Raw genomic sequence first — 19,718 nt, 5'->3', positions numbered from 1 at the left:
CGGGGACGTTGGCCCTCCGTGGTGGGCCCGTTGGGCCCCCGGCCAACGGAGGCACAACGACCGGCGGGGCGCGTTCCGGCACGCCCCTCCGGCCGGCTGCCGCCGACCGGAGGCCCGGGGCTCCCGCCTCAGCCGTCGAGGCGGTGGCGCACCCAGACGTTGGGCTCCACGTAGACGGCGTAGCCCTGCTCGGGTTCGCAGCGGACCGGCACCAGCGCGCCCGGGACGGTCACCGGGCCCCGGGTGTCGAAGGGCAGGCCGGTCCAGGTCCGCCAGTCGTCGAGGGAGCCGGTGATGGTCATGGAGGCGGGGGCCACCTTCTCGACCGTGGCGCCGGCCCGTACGTGCACGCGCAGCCACGGGTCGTGCGGGAGCCCGTCGGGGCGCGTGCGGAAGGCGTACTCGTGGATGTCCGCCTCGGGTTCGAGGTGCTTGGCGTTGGGGCGTACGGGCGCCACGACCTCGCGGAAGCCGCGGGAGCGGGCGTTCTCGCGCATCGCGGCGAGCATCCGCCCCGAGATGCCGGAGCCGACGTGGTCCCGCTCGATGTTGACCTCGATCGCGCTGACCGTGTCGGGGGCCACGCCGTGCCGCAGGTCGGAGAAGGCCCACAGCAGGATCTGGTCCCAGCCGCGGGCGGGCAGTTCGCCGCGGCCCGGCCGGTCCAGGGCGAACGGCACGCTGAAGGCGCGGGCGACCACGGCGCCCCCGGGGTCGGTGGCGACCAGTACGTAGTCCTGGAGCTCCGTGGCGACCCGGGGGAAGAGCAGCCAGCCGATCGGGTCCTCGACGGCGAACGCCGGCCAGGTGTCCTTCATCTCCCACAGGGCGCCGAGCAGTTCGGGCCGCTCGGCCAGGGTGGTGATGGTCAGGCCCTCGTCGGCCGGGCCGTGGGGGGTCAGATCGTCTCTCGCGTCCATGCGGTCACGCTAGGCAGATGCATCGTGCCTGCTCAAGCGGATTTTCCCGGCGCTGCCGGCCGCCTCGGCCCCGTCCTCCTCGGCCCCGTCCTCCTCAGACCGGCGCCTGGAGGGAGAGGTGCCAGCGGCCGGCCCAGCCGGTGAGGGTGACGGCGGCCAGCGGGCGGACGTCCACGTTCCAGTAGGTCAGGGGCGGCGCCTTCAGCGCGTACACCAGGGCCGCGCGTACGACGGAGGGCTCGGCCACGGCCACGATCGCGCCGCCGTCGTCGGCCGGCCGGGTGTCGAGCCAGCAGCCGATCCGGGTGATGAAGGCCAGCAGCGACTCCCCGCCGTGCGGGGCGCAGCCGGGGTCGGCGAGCCAGGCGTCGACCGCGGCGGGCTCGCGGGTGGTGACCTCGGCCAGGGTCAGGCCGCGCCACCGGCCCATGTCGCACTCGCGCAGCGCGGGCTGGGCCAGCGGCGCGTACCCGAGGGCCGCGCCGGTGGCGCGGCTGCGGGGCGTCGGCGAGCAGTAGCGCAGGTCCGCGGCGCCGAGGCGTACGAGGCCGTGCGCCGCCAGTTCCACCGCCTGCCAGCCGCTGTGGTCCAGCGGCCGGTCGTCGTCGAAGCGCTCGGCGAGCAGCGAGGAACTACGGGCTGCGGCGACGAGCGAGACCCGAACGTTCATGCGGTGATGGTGGGGCGCCGGTGCCGACGGGTCAAGCGTCTGGGCCCGGCGGCTTTGCCGGGCGGCTTGCCGGGCGGCCGGCCCTGCCCTCCGGACCGGCCCGGCCCTGCCCGGAAGGCGACGGCGTGACCGGGACGCACCGGCCGGACGGGAACACGCCGGCCGGACCGGCGGACGGCAGCCGTCCGGAACCCGCCGGCCGGCCGCAGGGCGGCAGCGCCCGTCCGGACCCGCCGGCGACGGCCGCAGGACACCGCCCTACAGGCACCCCGCCAGCCGCCGGGCCGCCTCGGCGAGTTCCGCCGGGCCCGCCACCGCCGCGAAGGCCAGCCGGACGTACGGTGCCGGGGGCTCGGCGCTGAAGTACGGGCGGCCCGGCGCCACCGCCACCCCGGCGCGCAGCGCGGCACCGACGAACCCGGCCTCGTCGGTGCCGTCGGGCAGCCGGGTCCACAACTGGTAGCCGCCCGCGGGCAGGTGCGGGACGGTGAGCGCCGGGGCCTCCCGGGCCAGTGCCCCGGCCAGCGCGTCCCGGCGCTCGCGCAGGGCGGCGGCCACCGTGCGCAGGTGCCGGGGCCAGGCGGGCGCGCCGACCAGCTCCAGGGCCGTCTCCTGGAGCGGCCGCGGTACGAAGAAGCTGTCGACGACCTGGATGGCGCGCAGCCGGTCGAAGACCGGCCCGCGGGCCGCCAGCGCGCCCACCCGCAGGCTGGGCGAGGTGGCCTTGGTGAGCGAGCGGACGTGCACGACCACCCCGTCGGGGTCGTCGGCGGCCATGGGCGCGGGCGGCAGGCCGCTGTCCTCGTGGCCCATGTGGCGGGCGTAGTCGTCCTCGACGACGAAGGCGCCCGCCGCGCGGGCGATCCGCAGGGTCTCGACGCGCCGTTCGGCGCTCAGCACGGCCCCGGTGGGGTTCTGGAACAGCGGCTGGCAGACGAACACCCGCGCCCCGGTGGCCTGGAAGGCCGCCTCCAGCAGTTCCGGGCGGACCCCCTGGGCGTCCGCGGGGACGGGCACCGGGCGGACGCCCGAGGCCCGGGCGATGGCCAGCATGCCGGGGTACGTGGGCGACTCGACCAGCACCGGCGCGCCGGGGGCGGCGAGCGCGCGCAGGGCGGTGGTGAGGGCGCTCTGGCCGCCGGCCGTGACCAGCACGTCGGCGGCGGTGACCTGGCCGCCTATCTCGCGGGCGAACCAGTCCCGCAGCTCCGGCAGGCCCTCCACCGGGGGCCGGCTCCAGGCCCCGGGCCGGCGGCCCGCGCGGGCCAGGGCGGCGGCCATCGCGCGCTCCGGCTGCAGCGAGGGGTGCAGGTAGCCGCCGTTCAGCTCGATCACGCCGGCCGGCGGCGCGGACAGGCTGACCAGGACCCCGGAGGCGTCGACGGAGCGCGGTACCGCCTCCCCGGTGAGGTCCGCGCTGAGCGTGACCTCCTGCCATGAGGTGTCACCCGTCACCGGCGACAGTGCGCGCGGCCGGGCCCGGAACACCCCGGCACCGGGCCGGGTGACCACCAGCCCCTCGGCGGCGAGCTGGGCCAGGGCGCGCGAGACGGTCACCGGGCTGACCCGGTACTGCTCGACCAGCGCCCGACTCGACGGCAGCTTTCCACCAATCGAGTAGCGGTTCAGTTCGGACCGCAGGGAAGCGGCCAGTTCGGCCACACTGCTACGCTGTTCCATGACAGCACAGAATAGCGCTACCCACCCCAGGACGATAGCGGTCGCCGGCTCCCACCGACCGGCCCCGATCCCGCGGATCGTTGCGCGCACCGCCACCCGCCGCGGCACCCTGCTCGCGGGCCTCGGGGTGACGGCGTTCTCGCTCACCTTCCCGGGCACCGTCTGGGGCCTGGACAGCTTCGGGCCCTGGTCGCTGGTGGCCGTCCGCAGCGTCCTCGCCGCGGCCCTCGCGGGCGCCTTCCTGCTCGCCCTGCGCGTCCCGCTGCCGGCGCGGGCCCACTGGGCCGGGCTCGCCGTGGTCGCCGCGGGCGTGGTGGTGGGCTTCCCGATGCTGACCACCCTGGCGCTGCAGACGTCCACCACCTCGCACGCCGCCGTCGTGGTGGGCCTGCTGCCGCTCACCACCGCGGCGTTCTCCGCCGTCCGCACCGGGGCCCGGCCCTCGCGCACGTTCTGGGCCGCGGCCGTGGCCGGCGCCGTGGTGGTGCTGGGCTTCACCCTCCGGGAGAGCGGCGGCGCCCTGTCGGCCGGCGACGCCTACCTGTTCGGCGCCCTCGTGGTGTGCGCCGCCGGGTACACCGAGGGCGGGCGGCTGGCCCGCGAGATGCCGGGCTGGCAGGTGATCGGCTGGGCGCTGGTGCTGTGCCTGCCGCTGACGCTCGCGGGGGCGGCCGTCGGGCTCGCGTACGAGCCGGTGCACCTGACCGCCAAGGGGCTGGCCGGCCTGGTCTGGGTGGCGGCCGGGTCGACCTTCTTCGGGCTGTACGTCTGGTACCGCGGCATGGCGGAGATCGGCGCGGCCCGGGCGAGCCAGCTCCAGCTCGCCCAGCCGCTCCTCACGCTCGTGTGGTCGGTGGCCCTGCTCGGCGAACACCTCTCCCCCGCCGCCCCGCTGGCCGCCGTCGGCGTGCTGGTGTGCATCGCGGTGACCCAGCGGGCGCGCACCTGACCGGCGTCCGGTGCGCACCGGCCACGGCGGCCGGGGCGCGCCCGAACGGGCCCAATCACCCCAAACCGCCGTAAACTGCTGTCACCGATCCAGACCGCCTCCGAGGGAGGTCAGCACATGCGAGCGACCGAGGGCGACCAGCTGGTCCAGCACGGCAGAGTCGTGGGTCAGCACGACAAGGTGGGCGAGATCACCCAGGTCCTGGGAGAGAACGGCACGCCTCCCTATCGCGTCCGGTTCGAGGACGGTCACGAGGCAGTGATGTCCCCCGGCCCCGACTGCGTGGTACGGCATCCCGCCGAACCCCATCACTGAACCGCCCCGCCGACGGCCGGCGGACGGCCCCAACCGCCCCGGCGGCGGCCCGGGTTCAGCGCGGCGGCACCGCCGTGGGGTAGTGGTCCCGGACCACCCTCCCCATGGCCCCGAGACGGTCCGCGGCCACCTGCTTTCCCGAGAAGTAGACGTGGCCGCGGACCTCGGCGTGCCGGGCGGCCAGCGTGAGGTGGGCGGACAGCTCCCCCTCCTTGCGCCAGGCGGGCGTGGGGCTCTGCGCGTCGGCCCGGTAGAGGGCCTCCCCGATGTACAGGTCGGTCCTGGTGCCCCTGACCGCGCCGGCCCACCACGGCACGAGCTTGGCGTAGTCGGCACCGGTGTTGCCGATGTGCCAGTAGACCTGCGGCACCACGTAGTCGAGCCAGCCGCGCCGGATCCAGAGCCGGGTGTCGGCGTACAGGTCGTCGTACGAACACAGGGCCGGGCCGCCGGGCGAACCGAGCGGGTCGCGGTCCTTCGTGCGCCACACCCCGAACGGACTGATCCCGAACCGGGTGCCGGGCCGGACCCGGGCGACCGCCTCGCTCATCTCCCTGACCAGCGTGTCGACGTTGTCGCGCCGCCAGTCCCCGCGCGAGTCGAAGCTGCCGCCGTACGCCGCGTAGGCCGCGTCGTCGTCGAAGTACGCGCCCGCGGTCGGGTACGGGTAGAAGTAGTCGTCCCAGTGGACCGCGTCCAGCGGGTAGCGCGCCACGGCGTCGAGCATGGCCTCCTGCACGAAGGCCCGGACCTCCGGCAGCCCCGGGTTGTAGTAGAGCCGCCCGCCGTACTCCACCGTCCACTCGGGGTGCACCCGGGCCGGGTGCCAGGAGGCCAGCTTCCCGGGGTCGGTGTGGTTGGCCACCCGGTACGGGTTGAACCAGGCGTGCAGCTCCAGGCCCCGCGACCGCGCCTCCAGCACGGCCGTGCCGAGCGGGTCCCAGCCGGGGTCGCGGCCCTGCGTGCCGGTCAGGGAGGCCGACCAGGGCTCGTACTCCGAGGGCCAGAACGCGTCCGCGGTGGGCCGCACCTGGAGGATCACCGCGTTCAGCCGGCGCCTGACCGCCGTGTCGAGGTGCGCCACGAGTTCGCGGTGCTGCTGCTGGGCGCTGAGCCCGGCCCGTGAGGGCCAGTCCAGGTTCGCCACGGTGGCCACCCACATCCCCCGGAACTCGGGTCCCTCGCCCGCGCGGCGGGACGCGGCGGGGGCCGCCCCGGTCCCGGGGCGGGCGGCCGCGGCGGCGGGCGTCCCCGCGGTCGCGGCGGCGGCCAGCGCCCCCGCGGCACCGGTGAGCAGACCCCGACGAGCCATGTACGTCATGTGACACTCCGATTTCACACCGTAATGGAAGATCGTATCCGGACAGCATGCCCGCCCCGGCCCGCCGGGGCCCGGAGGGGCGGGAGTAACGTCGGGGGGCGTGGCGGGCGCCGGAACGCAGTAACCACTGACCACGGGGGACCCGCCGAGGATGAACAGCGAAAGGCACGATGTGACGGACCTCCCTACCGACATCGCACGCGTCGGCGTAGTGGGCTGTGGCCAGATGGGCGCGGGCATCGCCGAGGTGTGCGCCCGCAGCGGTCTCGAGGTCAAGGTCGCCGAGACCACCGGCGGGGCCCTGGAGATCGGACGTACCCGGCTGTACAACTCGCTGACCAAGGCCGCCGAACGCGGCAAGATCAGCGAGGAGGAGCGGGACGCCACCCTGGCCCGCCTCTCGTTCACCACCGACCTCGGCGAGTTCGCCGACCGTGACCTCGTCATCGAGGCGGTCGTCGAGAACGAGCAGGTCAAGACGGAGATCTTCCAGGTCCTCGACCAGGTCGTCACCCGTCCGGACGCGATCCTCGCGTCCAACACCTCCTCCATCCCGCTGGTGAAGCTGGCGGTCGCGACCTCGCGGCCCGACCAGGTGATCGGCATCCACTTCTTCAACCCGGCCCCGGTGCAGAAGCTCGTCGAGCTGATCCCGGCGCTGACCACCGGCGACGAGACCGTCAAGCGGTCCGAGGCCCTGGTGCGGGACGTGCTCGGCAAGCACGCGGTCCGCGCCCAGGACCGGTCCGGTTTCGTGGTCAACGCGCTGCTGGTGCCGTACCTGCTCTCCGCGATCCGGATGTTCGAGTCGGGCATCGCCAGCCGCGAGGACATCGACAACGGCATGGAGCTGGGCTGCGCCCACCCCATGGGCCCGCTGAAGCTGTCCGACCTGATCGGCCTGGACACCATCGTCTCGATCGCCGACTCGATGTACGCCGAGTACAAGGAGCCCCTGTACGCGGCCCCGCCGCTGCTGCAGCGGATGGTCGACGCCGGCCGCCTCGGCCGCAAGACGGGCTCCGGCTTCTACCCGTACGGCTGACCGGACCGCACAGCCGGTTCAGCCGTACGGACCAGCCCCCGCCGGCGTCCGGTTCACCCGGACGGGGGGCGGGGGTGGGGGCGGGGCCCGTCAGCCCAGCCGCAGGTGATGGAGCAGGAGGAGGCCGGCCGCCATGTTGGCGGCCGGTATCTCACCCCGGGCGATCATGTCCGGCACGAGCTTGAGCGGCACCCACTCCCGTCGCGAGGACTCGAAGGCGTCCTCGGGGTGGCCGGTGTACTCCGCCTCCTCCGCCCAGTAGAGGTGGTGCCGGGCGTCGGAGAGCCCGTTGGAGGGCTCGACGGTCAGCAGGTGGCGCAGGGGGCCCGGGCGCCAGCCCGTCTCCTCCTCCATCTCCCGGGCGGCCGCGGCCTCGATCTCCTCGCCGTCCTCGACCACGCCGGCCGGCAGTTCCCAGCCCCAGCTGTCGGTGATGAACCGGTGCCGCCACAGCAGCAGCACCTCGTTGGCCGCGTTGACCGCGGTCGCCACCGCGACCGGCCGCAGCCGGATGAGGAAGTGGTCCAGGTGCCGCCCGTCGGGCAGTTCGACGTCGGCGAGGTTCACCTGGAACCACCGGTTGCGGTAGACCGTCTGTTCACTCAGGTTCGTCCACTGCACGGTTCTGCCACCTTCCGTTCGAATGGGTGGCAACATCGCAGCAGTTGGCCCGGTGCGGCGGAACCGACGACGGTCCCGGCGGCCCTTACAGCGGGACCCGCAGCGCCCCGTCGATCAGCTCCGCCGTCTCCTGCGCCCGCGCGCTGCCGCTGCCCAGCAGCTGGGCGCGGACCGCGGCCAGCCGTTCGCGCAGCCGGCGGGACTCCATCCCCCGCGCCTTTTCGGCCATTTCACGCGCCGCCTCCGCCGCCCGGTCCGGCTCCCCCTGCCGCAGCTGCACCTCGCACAGCATCGCCAGCCGGTGCACCCGCCCCCGGTCGTGCGCCGGGGTGTCCACGGCCGCCACGGCCTGCTCGTACGCCGCGGGCAGGTCCCCCAGGCTCAGCAGCGCCTCGGCCACCTGGACGTTCACCAGACCAGGCTGCACGTACCCGGTCTCGGCCGGCTCGCTGCCCCGCAGGATCCGGCCCGCGGCGTCCTCCGCCCGGCGGACACAGGCCAGCGCACCGGGGGCATCGCCGAGGTGCGCGTACGCCTTCGCCTGCATCGCGTACAGGTCGGCGGCCAGCGCCGGGCTGATCCGGGGCCCGGCGGCCCGCAGCGCCGCCTCCGCGAAGGCCACGGCCTGCCGGTACTCACGCAGGTACAGCGACTGGTTGACGATGAGCGCGATCACGTACGCCCCCAGCCCCCGGTCCCCGCTGGCCTTCGCGAGCCGCAGCGCCTGGTGGAAGTAGCGCTGCGCGAGCCCGTGCGCGTCGGAGTCGTACGCGCAGATGCCGGCCACCGCCACCAGCGAGCCGGTGGCCCGGTGCAACTGCCGCCCCAGGGCGTCCGGGTAGCTGCCCCGCAGCAGCGGCGCGGTCTCGCTGCCGAGGAAGCGCACGATCCGGGCCCGGGTGGCCATCCCGCCCGCGCGGCGGTACATCAGCTCGTAGTGCGCCCGTGCCGCGCGCAGCATCTCGATGTGCTGCGGCCCCACGGGCGTCGGCCCGGCCCGGGACACGTCGGCGTCCTCGGGCGGGTTCTCCCACTCCCACACCGGGATCACCGCGGGGGTGCCGGTGAGCGCGACCGGCGAGAGCTGCTGGGTGCGGCCCTGGTCGTCCGAGCGCCACAGGGCGGTGGCCCGGTCGACGAACCCGCTGAGCGGCGAGGCGCCCCCCGGCTGGCCCGGGAGTCCGAGGCCGATGTCGTCGAGGGTGACCGGGCGGTCCAGCCGGTCCGCCAGTACCTCGCAGATCAGGTCGGGCACCCGGCCGCGCGGGCGCTGGCCCTTCAACCACCGGGCCACGGCCGTGTGTTCGTACCGCAGGGCCAGTCCCCGCGACCGGCCCGCGAGGTTCACGCGGGCCGCGAGGCCGGCGTGTGAGATGCCCGCCTCGTCGAGGAGGGCGTCGAGCAGGGCATTGGGCTGCATGGGCCCCTCCAAGGGCTCGTCGGAGTCAGCCTAGTGGCCCGGAAGTTCACACGGGGTGTGAATCGAGTGCGCGCATAAATGCGCGGCGCACCCTGCCGCGGCGGGGCCCGGACCGGTTGACTGAAGCGCCTCGCCAAGAGGCAGCCCGGGCCGTCGGCTCCCCCTCGTACAGTGCGACGGCCCGTACCAGCGCCGCCCGCCCTGCTGTCTGCCCGACACTCCGCGGCAGGGCGGGCGGCGCACCTGCGGCCGCCGCCATGAGGGCCCGCTCTCGGGACCTGTCAGGTCCCGTGCGGGCTCGCTGCCCGGCACACCGCCTGCCCGTTCGGTTGCGCGGGCACCAGGCGGCGGTCGTTGCGCACCACCAGCAGGGCGACGTCGTCGGCGAGCCGCCCGCCGGTGTGGCGCAGCAGCGCGGCGTGCACGTCCGCGACCAGGCCCGCGGGCGTGCACGCCGTATCCGCCGCCGACTTGAGGGCGCCGCGCAGCGGGAAGTACCGGCCGTCCCGGTCCCGGGCGTCGGCGGCGCCGTCGGTGTGGAGGAAGAGCGAGTCGCCGGGACCGAGCCGGCTGCGCAGCTGCGGCGGCAGGCGGTCGGGCAGGGGCAGCACGCCCAGCGGCGGCAACGTCTCGGCGCCGGTGAGCGGTTCGGCGCGGCCCGGACCGTCCAGCGCGGGGCCGCGGAGCCGGTAGGGCCAGGGGTGGCCGCAGTTGAGGGCCCGGAGGCAGCCGTCCGCGTCGATCTCCAGCAGCAGTACGGTGACGAACTCCTCGGCGGCCGGCGAGTCCGGCTCGGCCGGGCAGGCGGCCGGGTGCTCGGCACGGGACCGGTCGCGGAGGTGGCGTCCCAGGGCGCGCTCCATACGCCGGAGCACCCCGCCCAGGGTCGGTTCGTCGTACGCCGCCTCGCGGAAGCTCCCGAGCACCGCGGCGGCGGCGGCCAGCGCGGGCAGCCCGTGCCCGCGTACGTCCCCGATGACCACCCGCACCCCGTACGCCGTCGGCACCGCGTCGTACAGGTCCCCGCCGACCGAGGCTCCCCGGCTCGCGGACACCTGGGCGGAGGCGAGGGCCAGCCCGTCCATCCGCGGCGGCAGCGGCCTCAGCAGCACCCGCTGGGCGGCCCCGGCGATCTCCTGGGTACGGCGCAGCTCGCCCAGCAGCCCCTGGCGGATCGACAGCGCGGCCCCGGTGGCCAGCAGCAGGAAGGCGGCGCAGGTGGCGAGGCGCGGCAGCAGCGGGCCGGCGGAGGCCGGCGAGGCCAGCTCCCAGAGGACCGCGGCGGCACCCCAGGCGAGGAGGCACGCACGGCGCACCCGGGGCACGTCACCGCGTGCCGGGCCGGCGGCCCTTGGGGCCAGCCAGGCCCGGATTCCCATCATGCCGCCGGCCTCCCCGGAACCTGAGGTAGAGGGCCGGTTGCCCCACGGCCGGATCGATTGTGTCCAGCGGCCGCAATCCCTCAAGGCCCTGCGGGACAGAACTCACCCGAACGAGTGAGACCCCCGCCCGCAACCCGAAAGAGAGGGGCGCATCCGATCCCGGATGCGCCCCTCACCAGCGAATATGCCAGGCAACTACGCTCCGCGCAGTACCGCCCCGGTGCGCTCGGCGGCCAGCGCGACCGCCGCGTCACGGGCTGCCGTGGACTCCTCGGCCGTCAGCGTGCGGTCCGCGGCACGGAAGCGCAGCGCGTACGCGAGGGACTTCTTGCCCTCGCCCACCTGCTCACCCGTGAACACGTCGAACAGCCGCAGCGACTCCAGCAGTTCACCGGCGCCCTTGCGCAGCGCGGCCTCCACCGTCGCGGCCGGGACCGAGGAGTCGACGATCAGCGCGACGTCCTGGGTGGCCACCGGGAAGGTGGAGATGCGCGGCGCCTGGAGCGCGTCCCCGCCGGCCCTCTGCAGCCGGTCGAGGTCGATCTCCATGGCACAGGTGCGGGCCGGCAGGCCCAGCGCCTTGGTCACGCGCGGGTGCAGCTCGCCGGCGTGGCCGATGACCTGCTCGACCCCGTCGAGGGTGACCAGCAGCTCGGCGCAGCGGCCCGGGTGCCACGGACCGTACTGGCCCTGGCGGACCACCAGCCTGGTGCCGGCCTCGCGGGCCAGGGCACGGGCGGCCTCGACGGCGTCGGCCCACTCCGAGGGACGGCCCTTGCCCCACCAGCCGGCCTGCTCGCGCGCACCGGCCAGCACGACCGCGGCGTGCCGCGGCTGCGCGGGCAGCGCCGCGTTGAGCGTGGCCACCTCGTCGGCCGTGGGACGGCGGTCGACGGGCAGCCGCACCGCGACGCCCGGCTCCGTGCCGGCCCGGAAGACCAGACCGGTCTCGAAGAGCGCCAGGTCGTGGCTGCCGCGGCTGTCGTTCCGGCGCAGCGCCTGGAGGAGGCCCGGCAGCAGCGTGGTGCGCAGCGCCGGCTCCTCGTCGGAGAGCGGGTTGACCAGCCGGACGACCTGACGGCTCGCGTCGTGCGCGGGCAGCTGGAGCTGGTCGAAGACGCCCTCGCCGATGAACGGGTAGTTCAGCGCCTCGACGTAGCCGGCGCCGGCCAGCGCGCGGCCGACCCGGCGGTGCAGCTGCTGCCGGGCGGTCAGGCCGCGGCCGGTGGGCACCTGCGGGAGGGTCGACGGCAGGTTGGCGTAGCCCTCCAGCCGGATGACCTCCTCGGCGAGGTCGTTGGGCTCGGCGAGGTCGGGACGCCACGACGGGACGGTGACGACGAGCTCGTCCTGGCCGTAGACGTCGCAGCCGATCTCCTGGAGGCGGCGTACGACGGTCTCGCGGCCGTAGTCCATGCCGGCCACCCGGTCCGGGTGGTCCGCGCGCATCGCGACGGTGCGCGGGGCGACCGGGGCGGTCAGCTCGGTCACGCCCGCCTCGGCGGTGCCGCCCGCGAGCAGCACCAGCAGGTCGACGGTCCGCTGCGCGGCGGCCGCCGCGGCCTGCGGGTCCACGCCGCGCTCGAAGCGCTTGGAGGCCTCCGAGGACAGCTTGTGGCGGCGGGCCGTGCGGGAGATCGTGATCGGGTCGAAGTGCGCGGCCTCGATCACGACGTCCGTGGTGCCGGTGACGACGCCCGTCTCCGGGTCGGTGACGGAGTCGGCGATCTCGGTGTTGGCACCGCCCATGACACCGGCGAGGCCGATCGGCCCGCTGTTGTCGGTGATCACCAGGTCCTCGGCGTCGAGGGTGCGCTTGACGCCGTCGAGGGTGGTGAACGCCTCGCCCTGCTCGGCGCGGCGGACGCCGATGGGGCCGTCCAGGCGGGAGCGGTCGTAGGCGTGCAGCGGCTGGCCGAGCTCCAGCATCACGTAGTTCGTGACGTCGACGGCCAGCGAGATCGGGCGCATGCCGGCCTTCTGCAGGCGGCGCTTGAGCCAGATCGGAGACTTCGCCTCGGGGTCGAGACCCGTGATGGTGCGCGCGGTGAAGCGGTCGCAGCCGGCCGGGTCGGCGACCTTGACGAGGTAGCCGTACGAGTTCGGGGCCGGCACGTCGAGCAGCGCCGGGTCGCGCAGCGGCAGGCCGTACGCGGTGGCGGTCTCGCGGGCCACGCCGCGCAGGGACAGGCAGTAGCCGCGGTCCGGGGTGACGGCGATGTCGAGGACCTCGTCGACCAGCTCCAGGAGCTCGATCGCGTCGGTGCCGACCTCGATCTCCGGCGGCAGCACGATGATGCCGTGCGTGCCGTCGTCGCCCATGCCCAGCTCGTCGCCGGAGCAGATCATGCCGTGGGAGGTCTTGCCGTACGTCTTGCGCGAGGCGATCGCGAAGTCGCCGGGCAGGACGGCGCCGGGCAGGACCACGACGACCTTGTCGCCCACGGAGAAGTTGCGGGCGCCGCAGACGATCTCCTGGGGCTCGCCGGTGCCGTTGGCCCGGCCGACGTCGACGGTGCAGAAGCGGATCGGCTTCTTGAACTCCGTCAGCTCCTCGATCGTCAGCACCTGGCCGACGACCAGGGGGCCCTTGAGGCCCCCGCCGAGCTGCTCGACGGTCTCGACCTCGAGACCGGCGTCGATGAGCTTGGCCTGCACGTCACGACCGGTCTCGCCCGCAGGCAGGTCGACGTACTCCCGCAGCCAAGAAAGCGGGACCCGCATCAGATCTCCATCCCGAACGGCCGGGTGAACCGGACGTCACCCTCGACCATGTCTCGCATGTCTTCCACGTTGTGGCGGAACATCAGCATCCGCTCGATGCCGAACCCGAAGGCGAAGCCGCTGTACTTCTCCGGGTCCACGCCACAGGCGGTCAGCACCTTGGGGTTGACCATGCCGCAGCCGCCCAGCTCGATCCAGCCCTCGCTGGAGCAGGTGCGGCAGGGGCGGTCGGGGTTGCCCACCGACGCGCCGCGGCACACGTAGCACTGCATGTCCATCTCGGCGGACGGCTCGGTGAACGGGAAGAAGTTCGGGCGCAGCCGGGTGGTCATGTCCGGGCCGAAGAGCGCCTGGACCATGTGGTCGAGGGTGCCCTTGAGGTCGGCCATGGTCAGGCCCTCGTCGACGGCCAGCAGCTCGATCTGGTGGAAGACCGGGGTGTGCGTGGCGTCGAGCTCGTCCGTGCGGAACACCCGGCCGGGGCACACCACGTAGACGGGCGGCTCCCGGTCGAGCAGCGAGCGGGCCTGCACCGGGGAGGTGTGGGTGCGCAGCACGACACCGGACTCGTCGCCCTCGACGCCCTTGGGGCCCTGGACGAAGAAGGTGTCCTGCATCTGGCGCGCCGGGTGGTCGGGCGTGAAGTTGAGGGCGTCGAAGTTGAACCACTCCGCCTCGACCTCGGGGCCCTCGGCCACCTCGTAGCCCATGGCGACGAAGACGTCCGCGATGCGGTCCATCAGCGTCGTCAGGGGGTGGCGGGCGCCGGCGGGGGTGCGGTCGTACGGCAGCGTGACGTCCACCGCCTCCTCGACCAGCACGCGCTCGTCGCGCTCGGCCTCCAGCTGCGCGAGGCGTTCGGCGAACGCCTTGTTCACGGCGCCGCGGGCCTGGCCCACGCGCTTGCCCGCCTCGGCCTTGGCCTGGGGCGGCAGGGCGCCGATCTCGCGGTTGGCGAGGGCGAGCGGCGAGGTGCCGCCGGTGTGGGCGGTCTTCGCCTGCGCCAGTGCGTCGAGGTCGCCGGCGGCCGCGAAGGCGGCGAGCGCCTCGTCCCGCATGCGCTCGATCTCTTCCGGTTTCAGTGCCTCGACCTCGACAGGGTCGTACGACTTGTTCGGTGCCGACATCTCTTCCCGTACTTCCGATGGGCTGGCTGGTGGTCCCCGCTCCGACCGGTTGAGTTCGTCAAAGGGACGCAAAGGTGCCAAAGGACGAGTCTACGGGGCGGGCGGGCGTGAAGGAGCCCGTGGGCCGCCTGGCGAGACTCTCGGGATGGTTACGAGAGGTAGGCAGGCGCGCCCACGGGCAGGGTAAATCGGAACTCGGCGCCGCCGCCGGGTCCGCGGCCGACCGTGATCGTGCCGCCGTGGGCCTCGACGATCCCCTTGACGATGTACAGGCCCAGCCCGGTCCCGCCGCGCTTGCTGCCCCGCCAGAAGCGGGTGAACACGCGGCCCATGGACTCCTCGGGGATGCCGGGGCCCTCATCCGTCACGGTGACCGCCGTTCCCTTCTCGTTCTTGGTGTGCGCGGGTGCCACGTCGATGGTGACGGTTCCCTCGCCGTGCCGCACCGCATTTTCGAGCAGGTTGCCGAGCACCTGGTCGATCTTGTCGGGGTCGGCCCACAGGTCGGGCAGCGGGCGCCCGATGCGGACCAGGAAGCGCTCGGGGGCCTGGCCGTTCGCGGTGAGGGCCTGGACGTGGCGGCCGACGGCGGTCGCGATGTCGACGGGCTGGCGCCGCACCTCCAGACGGCCGGAGTCGATCCGGGAGATGTCGAGCAGCTCGGCGATCAGCCGGGTGACGCGGTTGGCGTCGGCGTCGACGGTCTCCAGCATCAGCCGCTTCTGGTCGTCGGTGAACCGCTCCCACTTGGCGAGGAGGGTCGCCGTGAAGCCCTTGACCGAGGTCAGGGGGGAGCGCAGCTCGTGGGCCACGGTGGCGATCAGCTCGGCGTGGCTGCGCTCGGTGCGGCGGCGGGCCTCGGTGCCGCGCAGGCTCACCACGAGGCTGCTGAGGGGCCCGGTGGGGCGGGTGCGGACGTACCGGGCGGAGACCAGCACCTCCCGGCCGCCGGGCAGCAGCAGGTTCCGCTCGGGCTGGCCGCGGCGGGTGGCGAGGCCGCCGTACGGGTCGGTGAGCGTCCACCAGTGGCGGCCGTCGAGGTCCTCCAGCGGGAGGGCGTGCTCGATGCGGCTGCCGAGGGCCCGGGCGGGGTCGGTGGCGGTGAGGCGGGCGGCGGCCCGGTTGAAGCAGACGACGCGGCCGGCGGCGTCGGCGATGACCAGCCCGTCGGGCAGGTCGTCCGGGTCCACGGCGGGCAGCGACCCTGCGCCGGGGCCGGGCTGGGCGGGGACGCCCGGAGCGCCGGGCGGCAGGTCCCCGGGCTGCGCGGCGGGCAGGGGCGGAGTTCCGGCCGCCCCCGCGGCCCTCGGTGAGCTGTTCGTCCCGACGGTCATGTCCCCGTACCCCACATCTCCGAGGAGCGCAGTGGGCCCCCGGGGCGTCACATTACTAGCTGGGGGTCACGGAGCGGCACCCTCCGGGAGCCCGCTGTGCACGCGCGGACGCGTACAGGCACACGGCGGCGGCCGTGGCGAGGTTCAGGCTCTCGGCCTTGCCGTGGATGGGGACCCGCACGACCGCGTCGGCCAGGGCCCGGGTCTCCTCCGGCAGGCCCCAGGCCTCGTTGCCGAAGACCCAGGCGGAGGGGCCGCCCATGGTGCCGGCGTCGAGTTCGGCGTCGAGGTCCTCCTGGCCCGCGCCGTCGGCGGCCAGGATGCGTACGCCCGCCTCGCGGAGGCCGGCCACGGCCTGCTCCACCGGGACGCCGACGGCGACCGGAAGGTGGAAGAGGGAGCCGACGGAGGCCCGTACGGACTTGGGGTTGTACAGGTCGACGGAGGCGTCGGTGAGGATCACGGCGTCGGCGCCCGCGGCGTCGGCGCAGCGCAGCACGGTGCCGGCGTTCCCGGGGTCGCGGACGTGGGCGAGCACGGCGACCAGCCGCGGCCGGCTCTTGATGATCTCCTCGAAGGGCGAGTCGAGGAAGTGGCAGACGCCGACCAGACCCTGGGGGGTGACGGTCTGGGAGACCTCGGCGAGCACCTCGTCGGAGGCGTGGTGGACGCGGGCGCCCGCGGCCCGGGCCGCGTCGATGATGTCGGGGTACCGCTCGGCGGCCTCGGCGGTCGAGAAGAGCTCGATCAGCGTGGGGCCGTGCTCGCCGCGGTGGGCGACGGCCTCGCGCACGGCCTGGGGGCCCTCGGCGATGAAGCGGCGCTCCTTGGTGCGGAAGTTGCGCCGGGCGAGCCGTCTGGCGGCGGCCACGCGCGGGGATCGCGGGGAGATCGGCTCGGCGGGGGTGCTCATGACGCGGCGGTCTCTCTGGTCGGGGCGCCGGCGGCGGGCGGCCGGTTCCGGGATGCGGTCCGGTCCCGCCGGACGGCCGGGCGACGGTACGTGTGAACGCACACGGACCCGCAGGCATGTCGCCTGCGGGTCCGTGACTGCCGGCCTGTAAGGCGGCCGGCGAGGCCTTACGCGGCGGCCTTCGGCGCGTTCACGTCGGCCGGGAGGGCCTTCTGCGCGACCTCGACCAGCGCGGCGAACGCGTTGGAGTCGTTGACGGCCAGCTCCGCGAGGATCTTGCGGTCCACCTCGATGTTGGCGGCCTTCAGACCCTGGATGAGGCGGTTGTACGTCATGCCGTTCTGGCGGGCAGCGGCGTTGATGCGCTGGATCCACAGCTGACGGAAGTCGCCCTTGCGCTTCTTGCGGTCGTTGTAGTTGTAGACCAGCGAGTGGGTGACCTGCTCCTTGGCCTTGCGGTACAGGCGCGAACGCTGACCGCGGTAGCCGGAGGCCGCCTCGAGGATCGCCCGGCGCTTCTTGTGGGCGTTTACTGCCCGCTTGACGCGTGCCACTTGTTAACTCCTTGTAGCGGGGCCGTGGTTGTCGTCACACGGCCCGGAAATTCGATGGGGTCCCGGTCCAGACGTCTCCGCTCCCGGCAGGGGGAGCGGCTGACGTCACTTGCCGAGAAGCTTCTTGATCTTCGCGGCGTCGCCCGGGGCCATCTCGGCGTTGCCGGTGAGGCGACGCGTCAGCTTGGACGACTTGTGCTCGAGCAGGTGGCGCTTGCCGGCGCGCTCGCGGAGCACCTTGCCGGAGCCGGTGATCTTGAAGCGCTTCTTGGAACCGCTGTGCGTCTTGTTCTTCGGCATAGCGCCGTTATCTCCTCGTCGGTGGCGCCCCCACCGGTCCTCGCGGACCGGCGAACGGGAGCGTCATGTTGTGTCGGTTGATCCGGGGCAGGCTGCTCCGGAATCAGGCCTCGGCGGTCTCCTCGGCGGAGGCCTCGGCCGGAACCTCGGCGGACTCCGCGGCGGGCTGACCCTGGCGCTCGGCCTTGCGGGCGGCCTGCGCCTCGCGGGCCTCGGCCATCGCCTCGGTCTTCTTCTTGTGCGGACCGAGGACCATGATCATGTTGCGGCCGTCCTGCTTCGGGTTCGACTCGACGAAACCGAGGTCCTGGACGTCCTCCGCCAGACGCTGCAGCAGTCGGTAGCCGAGTTCCGGCCGGGACTGCTCGCGACCACGGAACATGATCGTGATCTTGACCTTGTCGCCCTGCTTGAGGAACCGGACGACGTGACCCTTCTTGGTGTCATAGTCGTGCGGGTCGATCTTCGGCCGGAGCTTCATTTCCTTGATGACCGTGTGCGCCTGGTTCTTGCGCGCCTCACGGGCCTTCATGGCCGACTCGTACTTGAACTTGCCGTAGTCCATGAGCTTGCAGACCGGAGGCCTGGCGGACGCCGCGACCTCTACGAGGTCGAGGTCGTACTCCTGCGCGAGCTCGAGCGCCTTGGCGAGCGGAACAATCCCGACCTGCTCGCCGCTGGGACCGACAAGTCGCACCTCGGGAACGCGAATCCGGTCGTTGATGCGGGGCTCGGTGCTGATGGATCCTCCTCGGTTGCACCAACGGCTGCCTGGCAGACAGCCGCGTGACGTCTGTGTCGTTCGACCCAACCGCGCCGGAACACGAAAAATGCCCCGACCGGAACACAGGCGGGAGCTCCTCATACAACCGGAGCACCGCCGCATGAACCACACGGGGCGCAGACTCGGGCGGCTTTCCATCGTCCGTACGGAACGATGGATGCCACCTGACCGGTGACCCGCCGTCCCGGAGGACGGTCAGGTGGGAGTACGGAGCCTCCACTTGTGGGCCGGTTACACAGGTATCCGGCCGGTCGTCACACAAGGTTAGCAGGAGGACGGCCTGGGTGCGAACCGGGTGGCCGGAACCGGTCCGGGGCGGCGGCCGGAACCGGTCGGGGCCGTGCGTTCCGCGGCCGTGCCGGGTGGGCGTCGTCCGCTTCCGTCCGCCCGGCTTATCGTGTGAGGCATGACTGACGCGACGCCCTCCCCCGCCCCCGAGGCCTCCGGGTCCCCCGAGGCTCCCGACTACGACACCCTGACCCGTGACATCGCGGACGTGCCCGCGGTCGAGGTGATCACGACGGTGGCGGTGCACCTGCTGAGCGCGGCCGCGGTCAACCTGGGCCTGGACAAGCCGGACTCCGAGCACAAGGACCTCGACGAGGCCCGCAAGCTGATCACCGCCCTGGCCGGGCTGGTCACCGCGAGCGCCACCGAGATCAGCTCCTTCCACGCGGCCCCGCTGCGCGACGGCCTGAAGTCGCTGCAGCTGGCCTTCCGCGAGGCCTCGATCGTGCAGGACGAGCCGGGCCAGGGCCCGGGCGAGAAGTTCACGGGCCCGGTCTACGCCTGACCGCTCCCGCAGTACGGCACCGAGAGGGGCCCGGGGTTCGCCCCGGGCCCCTCTCGCGCGTTCCGCGTCCCGGCGTGCGCAGAGGTCCCGTAGCCAAGAGGTCCCGGCGTACGCAGAGGTCTCAGCGTACGAAGAGCGGCTCGCCCGGCGCGGCGGCGTCGGCCGGCAGCAGCACGAGGTTCAGGCCGCGCACCAGCCGGGCCCGCAGCGTCTCGTCGGCCGCCAGCGCCCCGGCCACCCGGCGGGCCGCCTGCGGGACGGCGTCCGCGGGGGCGTCCAGGACCACGGCGAGGACGCCGTCCGCCCCGGGCCCGCCGGGGAGCAGGTGGGCGCGGACCACCGCGGGCTCGGCGGCCACCACCGCGCGGACCGCGCCGGTGACCGCGGGGTCCCGGAGCGGGTCGGCGGTGGTGCGGCCCTCGGCCAGGGCCAGCAGGGCGGAGCCGGTGAGCTGGTAGGGCACGGGGCCGGCGAGGTCGATGACCACGGTGTCGGCCTTCTCGTGGGCGGCCGCGCGCAGGGCCTGGTGCAGGGGCACCGCGACCGGACGGGCCCCGGGGTCCCAGAGGGCCAGCGAGGCGAGGGAGGTGAAGGCGGGCAGGGCCCTGCGGTCACCCGCGGTGAGGGTGGGCACGGCCATGTCGCTGGTCTTCTCGCGGCGCAGCCCGGTCTCGGGGTCGGTCTCCACCTCGCCGAGCACGGCCACGACGGGCACGAGCAGGCGGGCGTCCTTGAGGGCCTCCAGGAGGCGGGGTTCGGCCGTCCTGTCCTCGGCCCAGGCGGCCAGGGCCGCGCTCAGCCGGGGGTCGGCGGAGCCGTCGTCGTCGGAGAAGCCGGGGTCCGGGATGTTCTTTTCGTGCGCCACA

Annotated in this window: 19 protein-coding genes; 4 read left to right on the top strand and 15 right to left on the bottom strand. The window is 74.1% G+C overall.

Going from position 1 to position 19,718, the window contains the following annotated elements; translation table 11 throughout:
• Positions 1 to 128 precede the first annotated feature (128 nt).
• The 3 genes from ACIQUQ_RS18800 to ACIQUQ_RS18790 all read right to left on the bottom strand — a co-directional run bounded on the left by ACIQUQ_RS18800 (position 129) and on the right by ACIQUQ_RS18790 (position 3,270).
• A complete protein-coding gene (locus ACIQUQ_RS18800; protein WP_403976997.1) occupies positions 129 to 920 on the bottom strand; it encodes an N-acetyltransferase in 792 nt (263 codons plus the stop codon).
• Between the two features lie 94 nt (positions 921 to 1,014).
• Positions 1,015 to 1,590, bottom strand: a complete 576-nt coding sequence (locus tag ACIQUQ_RS18795; RefSeq protein ID WP_403976995.1) for a histidine phosphatase family protein — start codon at positions 1,588 to 1,590, stop codon at positions 1,015 to 1,017.
• A 258-nt stretch (positions 1,591 to 1,848) separates the two neighbouring features.
• Positions 1,849 to 3,270 carry a PLP-dependent aminotransferase family protein gene (locus tag ACIQUQ_RS18790; protein WP_403976993.1) on the bottom strand — a complete coding sequence of 474 codons (1,422 nt, stop codon included), beginning with the start codon at positions 3,268 to 3,270 and terminating at the stop codon, positions 1,849 to 1,851.
• On the opposite strand from ACIQUQ_RS18790, the gene ACIQUQ_RS18785 reads away from it, so the two are divergent.
• Positions 3,269 to 4,219 carry a DMT family transporter gene (locus ACIQUQ_RS18785; protein ID WP_403976991.1) on the top strand — a complete coding sequence of 317 codons (951 nt, stop codon included), beginning with the start codon at positions 3,269 to 3,271 and terminating at the stop codon, positions 4,217 to 4,219. The genes ACIQUQ_RS18790 and ACIQUQ_RS18785 overlap by 2 nt on opposite strands.
• A gap of 117 nt (positions 4,220 to 4,336) precedes the next feature.
• The gene (locus tag ACIQUQ_RS18780; RefSeq protein WP_399947700.1) at positions 4,337 to 4,534 is read left to right on the top strand and encodes a DUF1918 domain-containing protein; all 198 of its coding nucleotides are present in this window, start codon (positions 4,337 to 4,339) and stop codon (positions 4,532 to 4,534) included.
• A gap of 55 nt (positions 4,535 to 4,589) precedes the next feature.
• On the opposite strand, the gene ACIQUQ_RS18775 is transcribed toward ACIQUQ_RS18780, so the two are convergent.
• On the bottom strand, positions 4,590 to 5,855 hold the full coding sequence (locus ACIQUQ_RS18775; RefSeq protein WP_403976989.1) for a glycoside hydrolase family 10 protein: 1,266 nt from the start codon (positions 5,853 to 5,855) through the stop codon (positions 4,590 to 4,592).
• Positions 5,856 to 6,006: 151 nt separating this feature from the next.
• Here ACIQUQ_RS18775 and ACIQUQ_RS18770 point away from each other — a divergent pair, with 151 nt between their 5' ends.
• Complete coding sequence (locus tag ACIQUQ_RS18770) at positions 6,007 to 6,900, top strand: 3-hydroxybutyryl-CoA dehydrogenase (protein WP_399947703.1); 894 nt, start codon at positions 6,007 to 6,009, stop codon at positions 6,898 to 6,900.
• 90 nt (positions 6,901 to 6,990) lie between these two features.
• Here the strand turns inward: ACIQUQ_RS18770 and ACIQUQ_RS18765 are convergent, their stop codons facing one another.
• The 10 genes from ACIQUQ_RS18765 to infC all read right to left on the bottom strand — a co-directional run bounded on the left by ACIQUQ_RS18765 (position 6,991) and on the right by infC (position 18,053).
• Positions 6,991 to 7,521, bottom strand: coding sequence for an NUDIX domain-containing protein (locus ACIQUQ_RS18765; protein WP_403976987.1), 531 nt, complete (start codon positions 7,519 to 7,521; stop codon positions 6,991 to 6,993).
• Positions 7,522 to 7,606: 85 nt separating this feature from the next.
• Positions 7,607 to 8,941: a transcriptional regulator gene (locus ACIQUQ_RS18760; protein ID WP_403976985.1), complete on the bottom strand. Its 1,335-nt coding sequence runs from the start codon at positions 8,939 to 8,941 to the stop codon at positions 7,607 to 7,609.
• Positions 8,942 to 9,222: 281 nt separating this feature from the next.
• Positions 9,223 to 10,323: a PP2C family protein-serine/threonine phosphatase gene (locus ACIQUQ_RS18755; protein WP_403976983.1), complete on the bottom strand. Its 1,101-nt coding sequence runs from the start codon at positions 10,321 to 10,323 to the stop codon at positions 9,223 to 9,225.
• A gap of 195 nt (positions 10,324 to 10,518) precedes the next feature.
• Positions 10,519 to 13,047: a phenylalanine--tRNA ligase subunit beta gene (pheT, locus tag ACIQUQ_RS18750; RefSeq protein WP_403976981.1), complete on the bottom strand. Its 2,529-nt coding sequence runs from the start codon at positions 13,045 to 13,047 to the stop codon at positions 10,519 to 10,521.
• Positions 13,047 to 14,174: a phenylalanine--tRNA ligase subunit alpha gene (gene pheS, locus ACIQUQ_RS18745; RefSeq protein WP_399947712.1), complete on the bottom strand. Its 1,128-nt coding sequence runs from the start codon at positions 14,172 to 14,174 to the stop codon at positions 13,047 to 13,049. The genes pheT and pheS overlap by 1 nt, the downstream gene beginning before the upstream one ends.
• A 149-nt stretch (positions 14,175 to 14,323) precedes the next feature.
• Positions 14,324 to 15,508 (bottom strand): ATP-binding protein, encoded by a 1,185-nt coding sequence (locus ACIQUQ_RS18740; RefSeq protein WP_403976978.1) that lies wholly within the window; start codon positions 15,506 to 15,508, stop codon positions 14,324 to 14,326.
• 55 nt (positions 15,509 to 15,563) lie between these two features.
• Positions 15,564 to 16,421, bottom strand: coding sequence for a TrmH family RNA methyltransferase (locus tag ACIQUQ_RS18735; protein ID WP_403976976.1), 858 nt, complete (start codon positions 16,419 to 16,421; stop codon positions 15,564 to 15,566).
• A 167-nt stretch (positions 16,422 to 16,588) separates the two neighbouring features.
• Complete coding sequence (gene rplT, locus ACIQUQ_RS18730) at positions 16,589 to 16,975, bottom strand: 50S ribosomal protein L20 (RefSeq protein ID WP_043227974.1); 387 nt, start codon at positions 16,973 to 16,975, stop codon at positions 16,589 to 16,591.
• Positions 16,976 to 17,080: 105 nt separating this feature from the next.
• On the bottom strand, positions 17,081 to 17,275 hold the full coding sequence (rpmI, locus tag ACIQUQ_RS18725) for a 50S ribosomal protein L35 (protein WP_030192941.1): 195 nt from the start codon (positions 17,273 to 17,275) through the stop codon (positions 17,081 to 17,083).
• Positions 17,276 to 17,378: 103 nt separating this feature from the next.
• Positions 17,379 to 18,053 (bottom strand): translation initiation factor IF-3, encoded by a 675-nt coding sequence (infC, locus tag ACIQUQ_RS18720; protein WP_399947852.1) that lies wholly within the window; start codon positions 18,051 to 18,053, stop codon positions 17,379 to 17,381.
• A gap of 412 nt (positions 18,054 to 18,465) precedes the next feature.
• Between infC and ACIQUQ_RS18715 the strand changes: the two genes are divergently transcribed.
• Complete coding sequence (locus ACIQUQ_RS18715; RefSeq protein WP_403976974.1) at positions 18,466 to 18,852, top strand: DUF1844 domain-containing protein; 387 nt, start codon at positions 18,466 to 18,468, stop codon at positions 18,850 to 18,852.
• Positions 18,853 to 18,973: 121 nt separating this feature from the next.
• Here ACIQUQ_RS18715 and ACIQUQ_RS18710 read toward each other — a convergent pair whose 3' ends face one another.
• Positions 18,974 to 19,717 (bottom strand): SseB family protein, encoded by a 744-nt coding sequence (locus ACIQUQ_RS18710; protein WP_403976972.1) that lies wholly within the window; start codon positions 19,715 to 19,717, stop codon positions 18,974 to 18,976.
• Position 19,718: the final 1 nt, after the last annotated feature.

Source organism: Streptomyces sp. NPDC101118 (genome assembly GCF_044759445.1).
Lineage (GTDB): Bacteria > Actinomycetota > Actinomycetes > Streptomycetales > Streptomycetaceae > Streptomyces.
The sequence above is the reverse complement of the archived record's forward strand: the minus strand, read 5'-3'. Positions and strand labels throughout refer to the sequence as shown.

Bases quoted from the DNA above. Each gene is read 5' to 3' on its own strand.
- ACIQUQ_RS18775 (WP_403976989.1), bottom strand. From the start codon at position 5,855: ATGACGTACATGGCTCGTCGGGGTCTGCTCACCGGTGCCGCGGGGGCG.
- pheT (WP_403976981.1), bottom strand. From the start codon at position 13,047: ATGCGGGTCCCGCTTTCTTGGCTGCGGGAGTACGTCGACCTGCCTGCG.
- ACIQUQ_RS18755 (WP_403976983.1), bottom strand. From the start codon at position 10,323: ATGATGGGAATCCGGGCCTGGCTGGCCCCAAGGGCCGCCGGCCCGGCA.
- ACIQUQ_RS18785 (WP_403976991.1), top strand. From the start codon at position 3,269: ATGACAGCACAGAATAGCGCTACCCACCCCAGGACGATAGCGGTCGCC.
- ACIQUQ_RS18780 (WP_399947700.1), top strand. From the start codon at position 4,337: ATGCGAGCGACCGAGGGCGACCAGCTGGTCCAGCACGGCAGAGTCGTG.
- ACIQUQ_RS18715 (WP_403976974.1), top strand. From the start codon at position 18,466: ATGACTGACGCGACGCCCTCCCCCGCCCCCGAGGCCTCCGGGTCCCCC.
- ACIQUQ_RS18800 (WP_403976997.1), bottom strand. From the start codon at position 920: ATGGACGCGAGAGACGATCTGACCCCCCACGGCCCGGCCGACGAGGGC.
- ACIQUQ_RS18790 (WP_403976993.1), bottom strand. From the start codon at position 3,270: ATGGAACAGCGTAGCAGTGTGGCCGAACTGGCCGCTTCCCTGCGGTCC.
- ACIQUQ_RS18770 (WP_399947703.1), top strand. From the start codon at position 6,007: ATGAACAGCGAAAGGCACGATGTGACGGACCTCCCTACCGACATCGCA.
- ACIQUQ_RS18740 (WP_403976978.1), bottom strand. From the start codon at position 15,508: ATGACCGTCGGGACGAACAGCTCACCGAGGGCCGCGGGGGCGGCCGGA.
- ACIQUQ_RS18760 (WP_403976985.1), bottom strand. From the start codon at position 8,941: ATGCAGCCCAATGCCCTGCTCGACGCCCTCCTCGACGAGGCGGGCATC.
- pheS (WP_399947712.1), bottom strand. From the start codon at position 14,174: ATGTCGGCACCGAACAAGTCGTACGACCCTGTCGAGGTCGAGGCACTG.
- ACIQUQ_RS18795 (WP_403976995.1), bottom strand. From the start codon at position 1,590: ATGAACGTTCGGGTCTCGCTCGTCGCCGCAGCCCGTAGTTCCTCGCTG.
- rpmI (WP_030192941.1), bottom strand. From the start codon at position 17,275: ATGCCGAAGAACAAGACGCACAGCGGTTCCAAGAAGCGCTTCAAGATC.
- ACIQUQ_RS18735 (WP_403976976.1), bottom strand. From the start codon at position 16,421: ATGAGCACCCCCGCCGAGCCGATCTCCCCGCGATCCCCGCGCGTGGCC.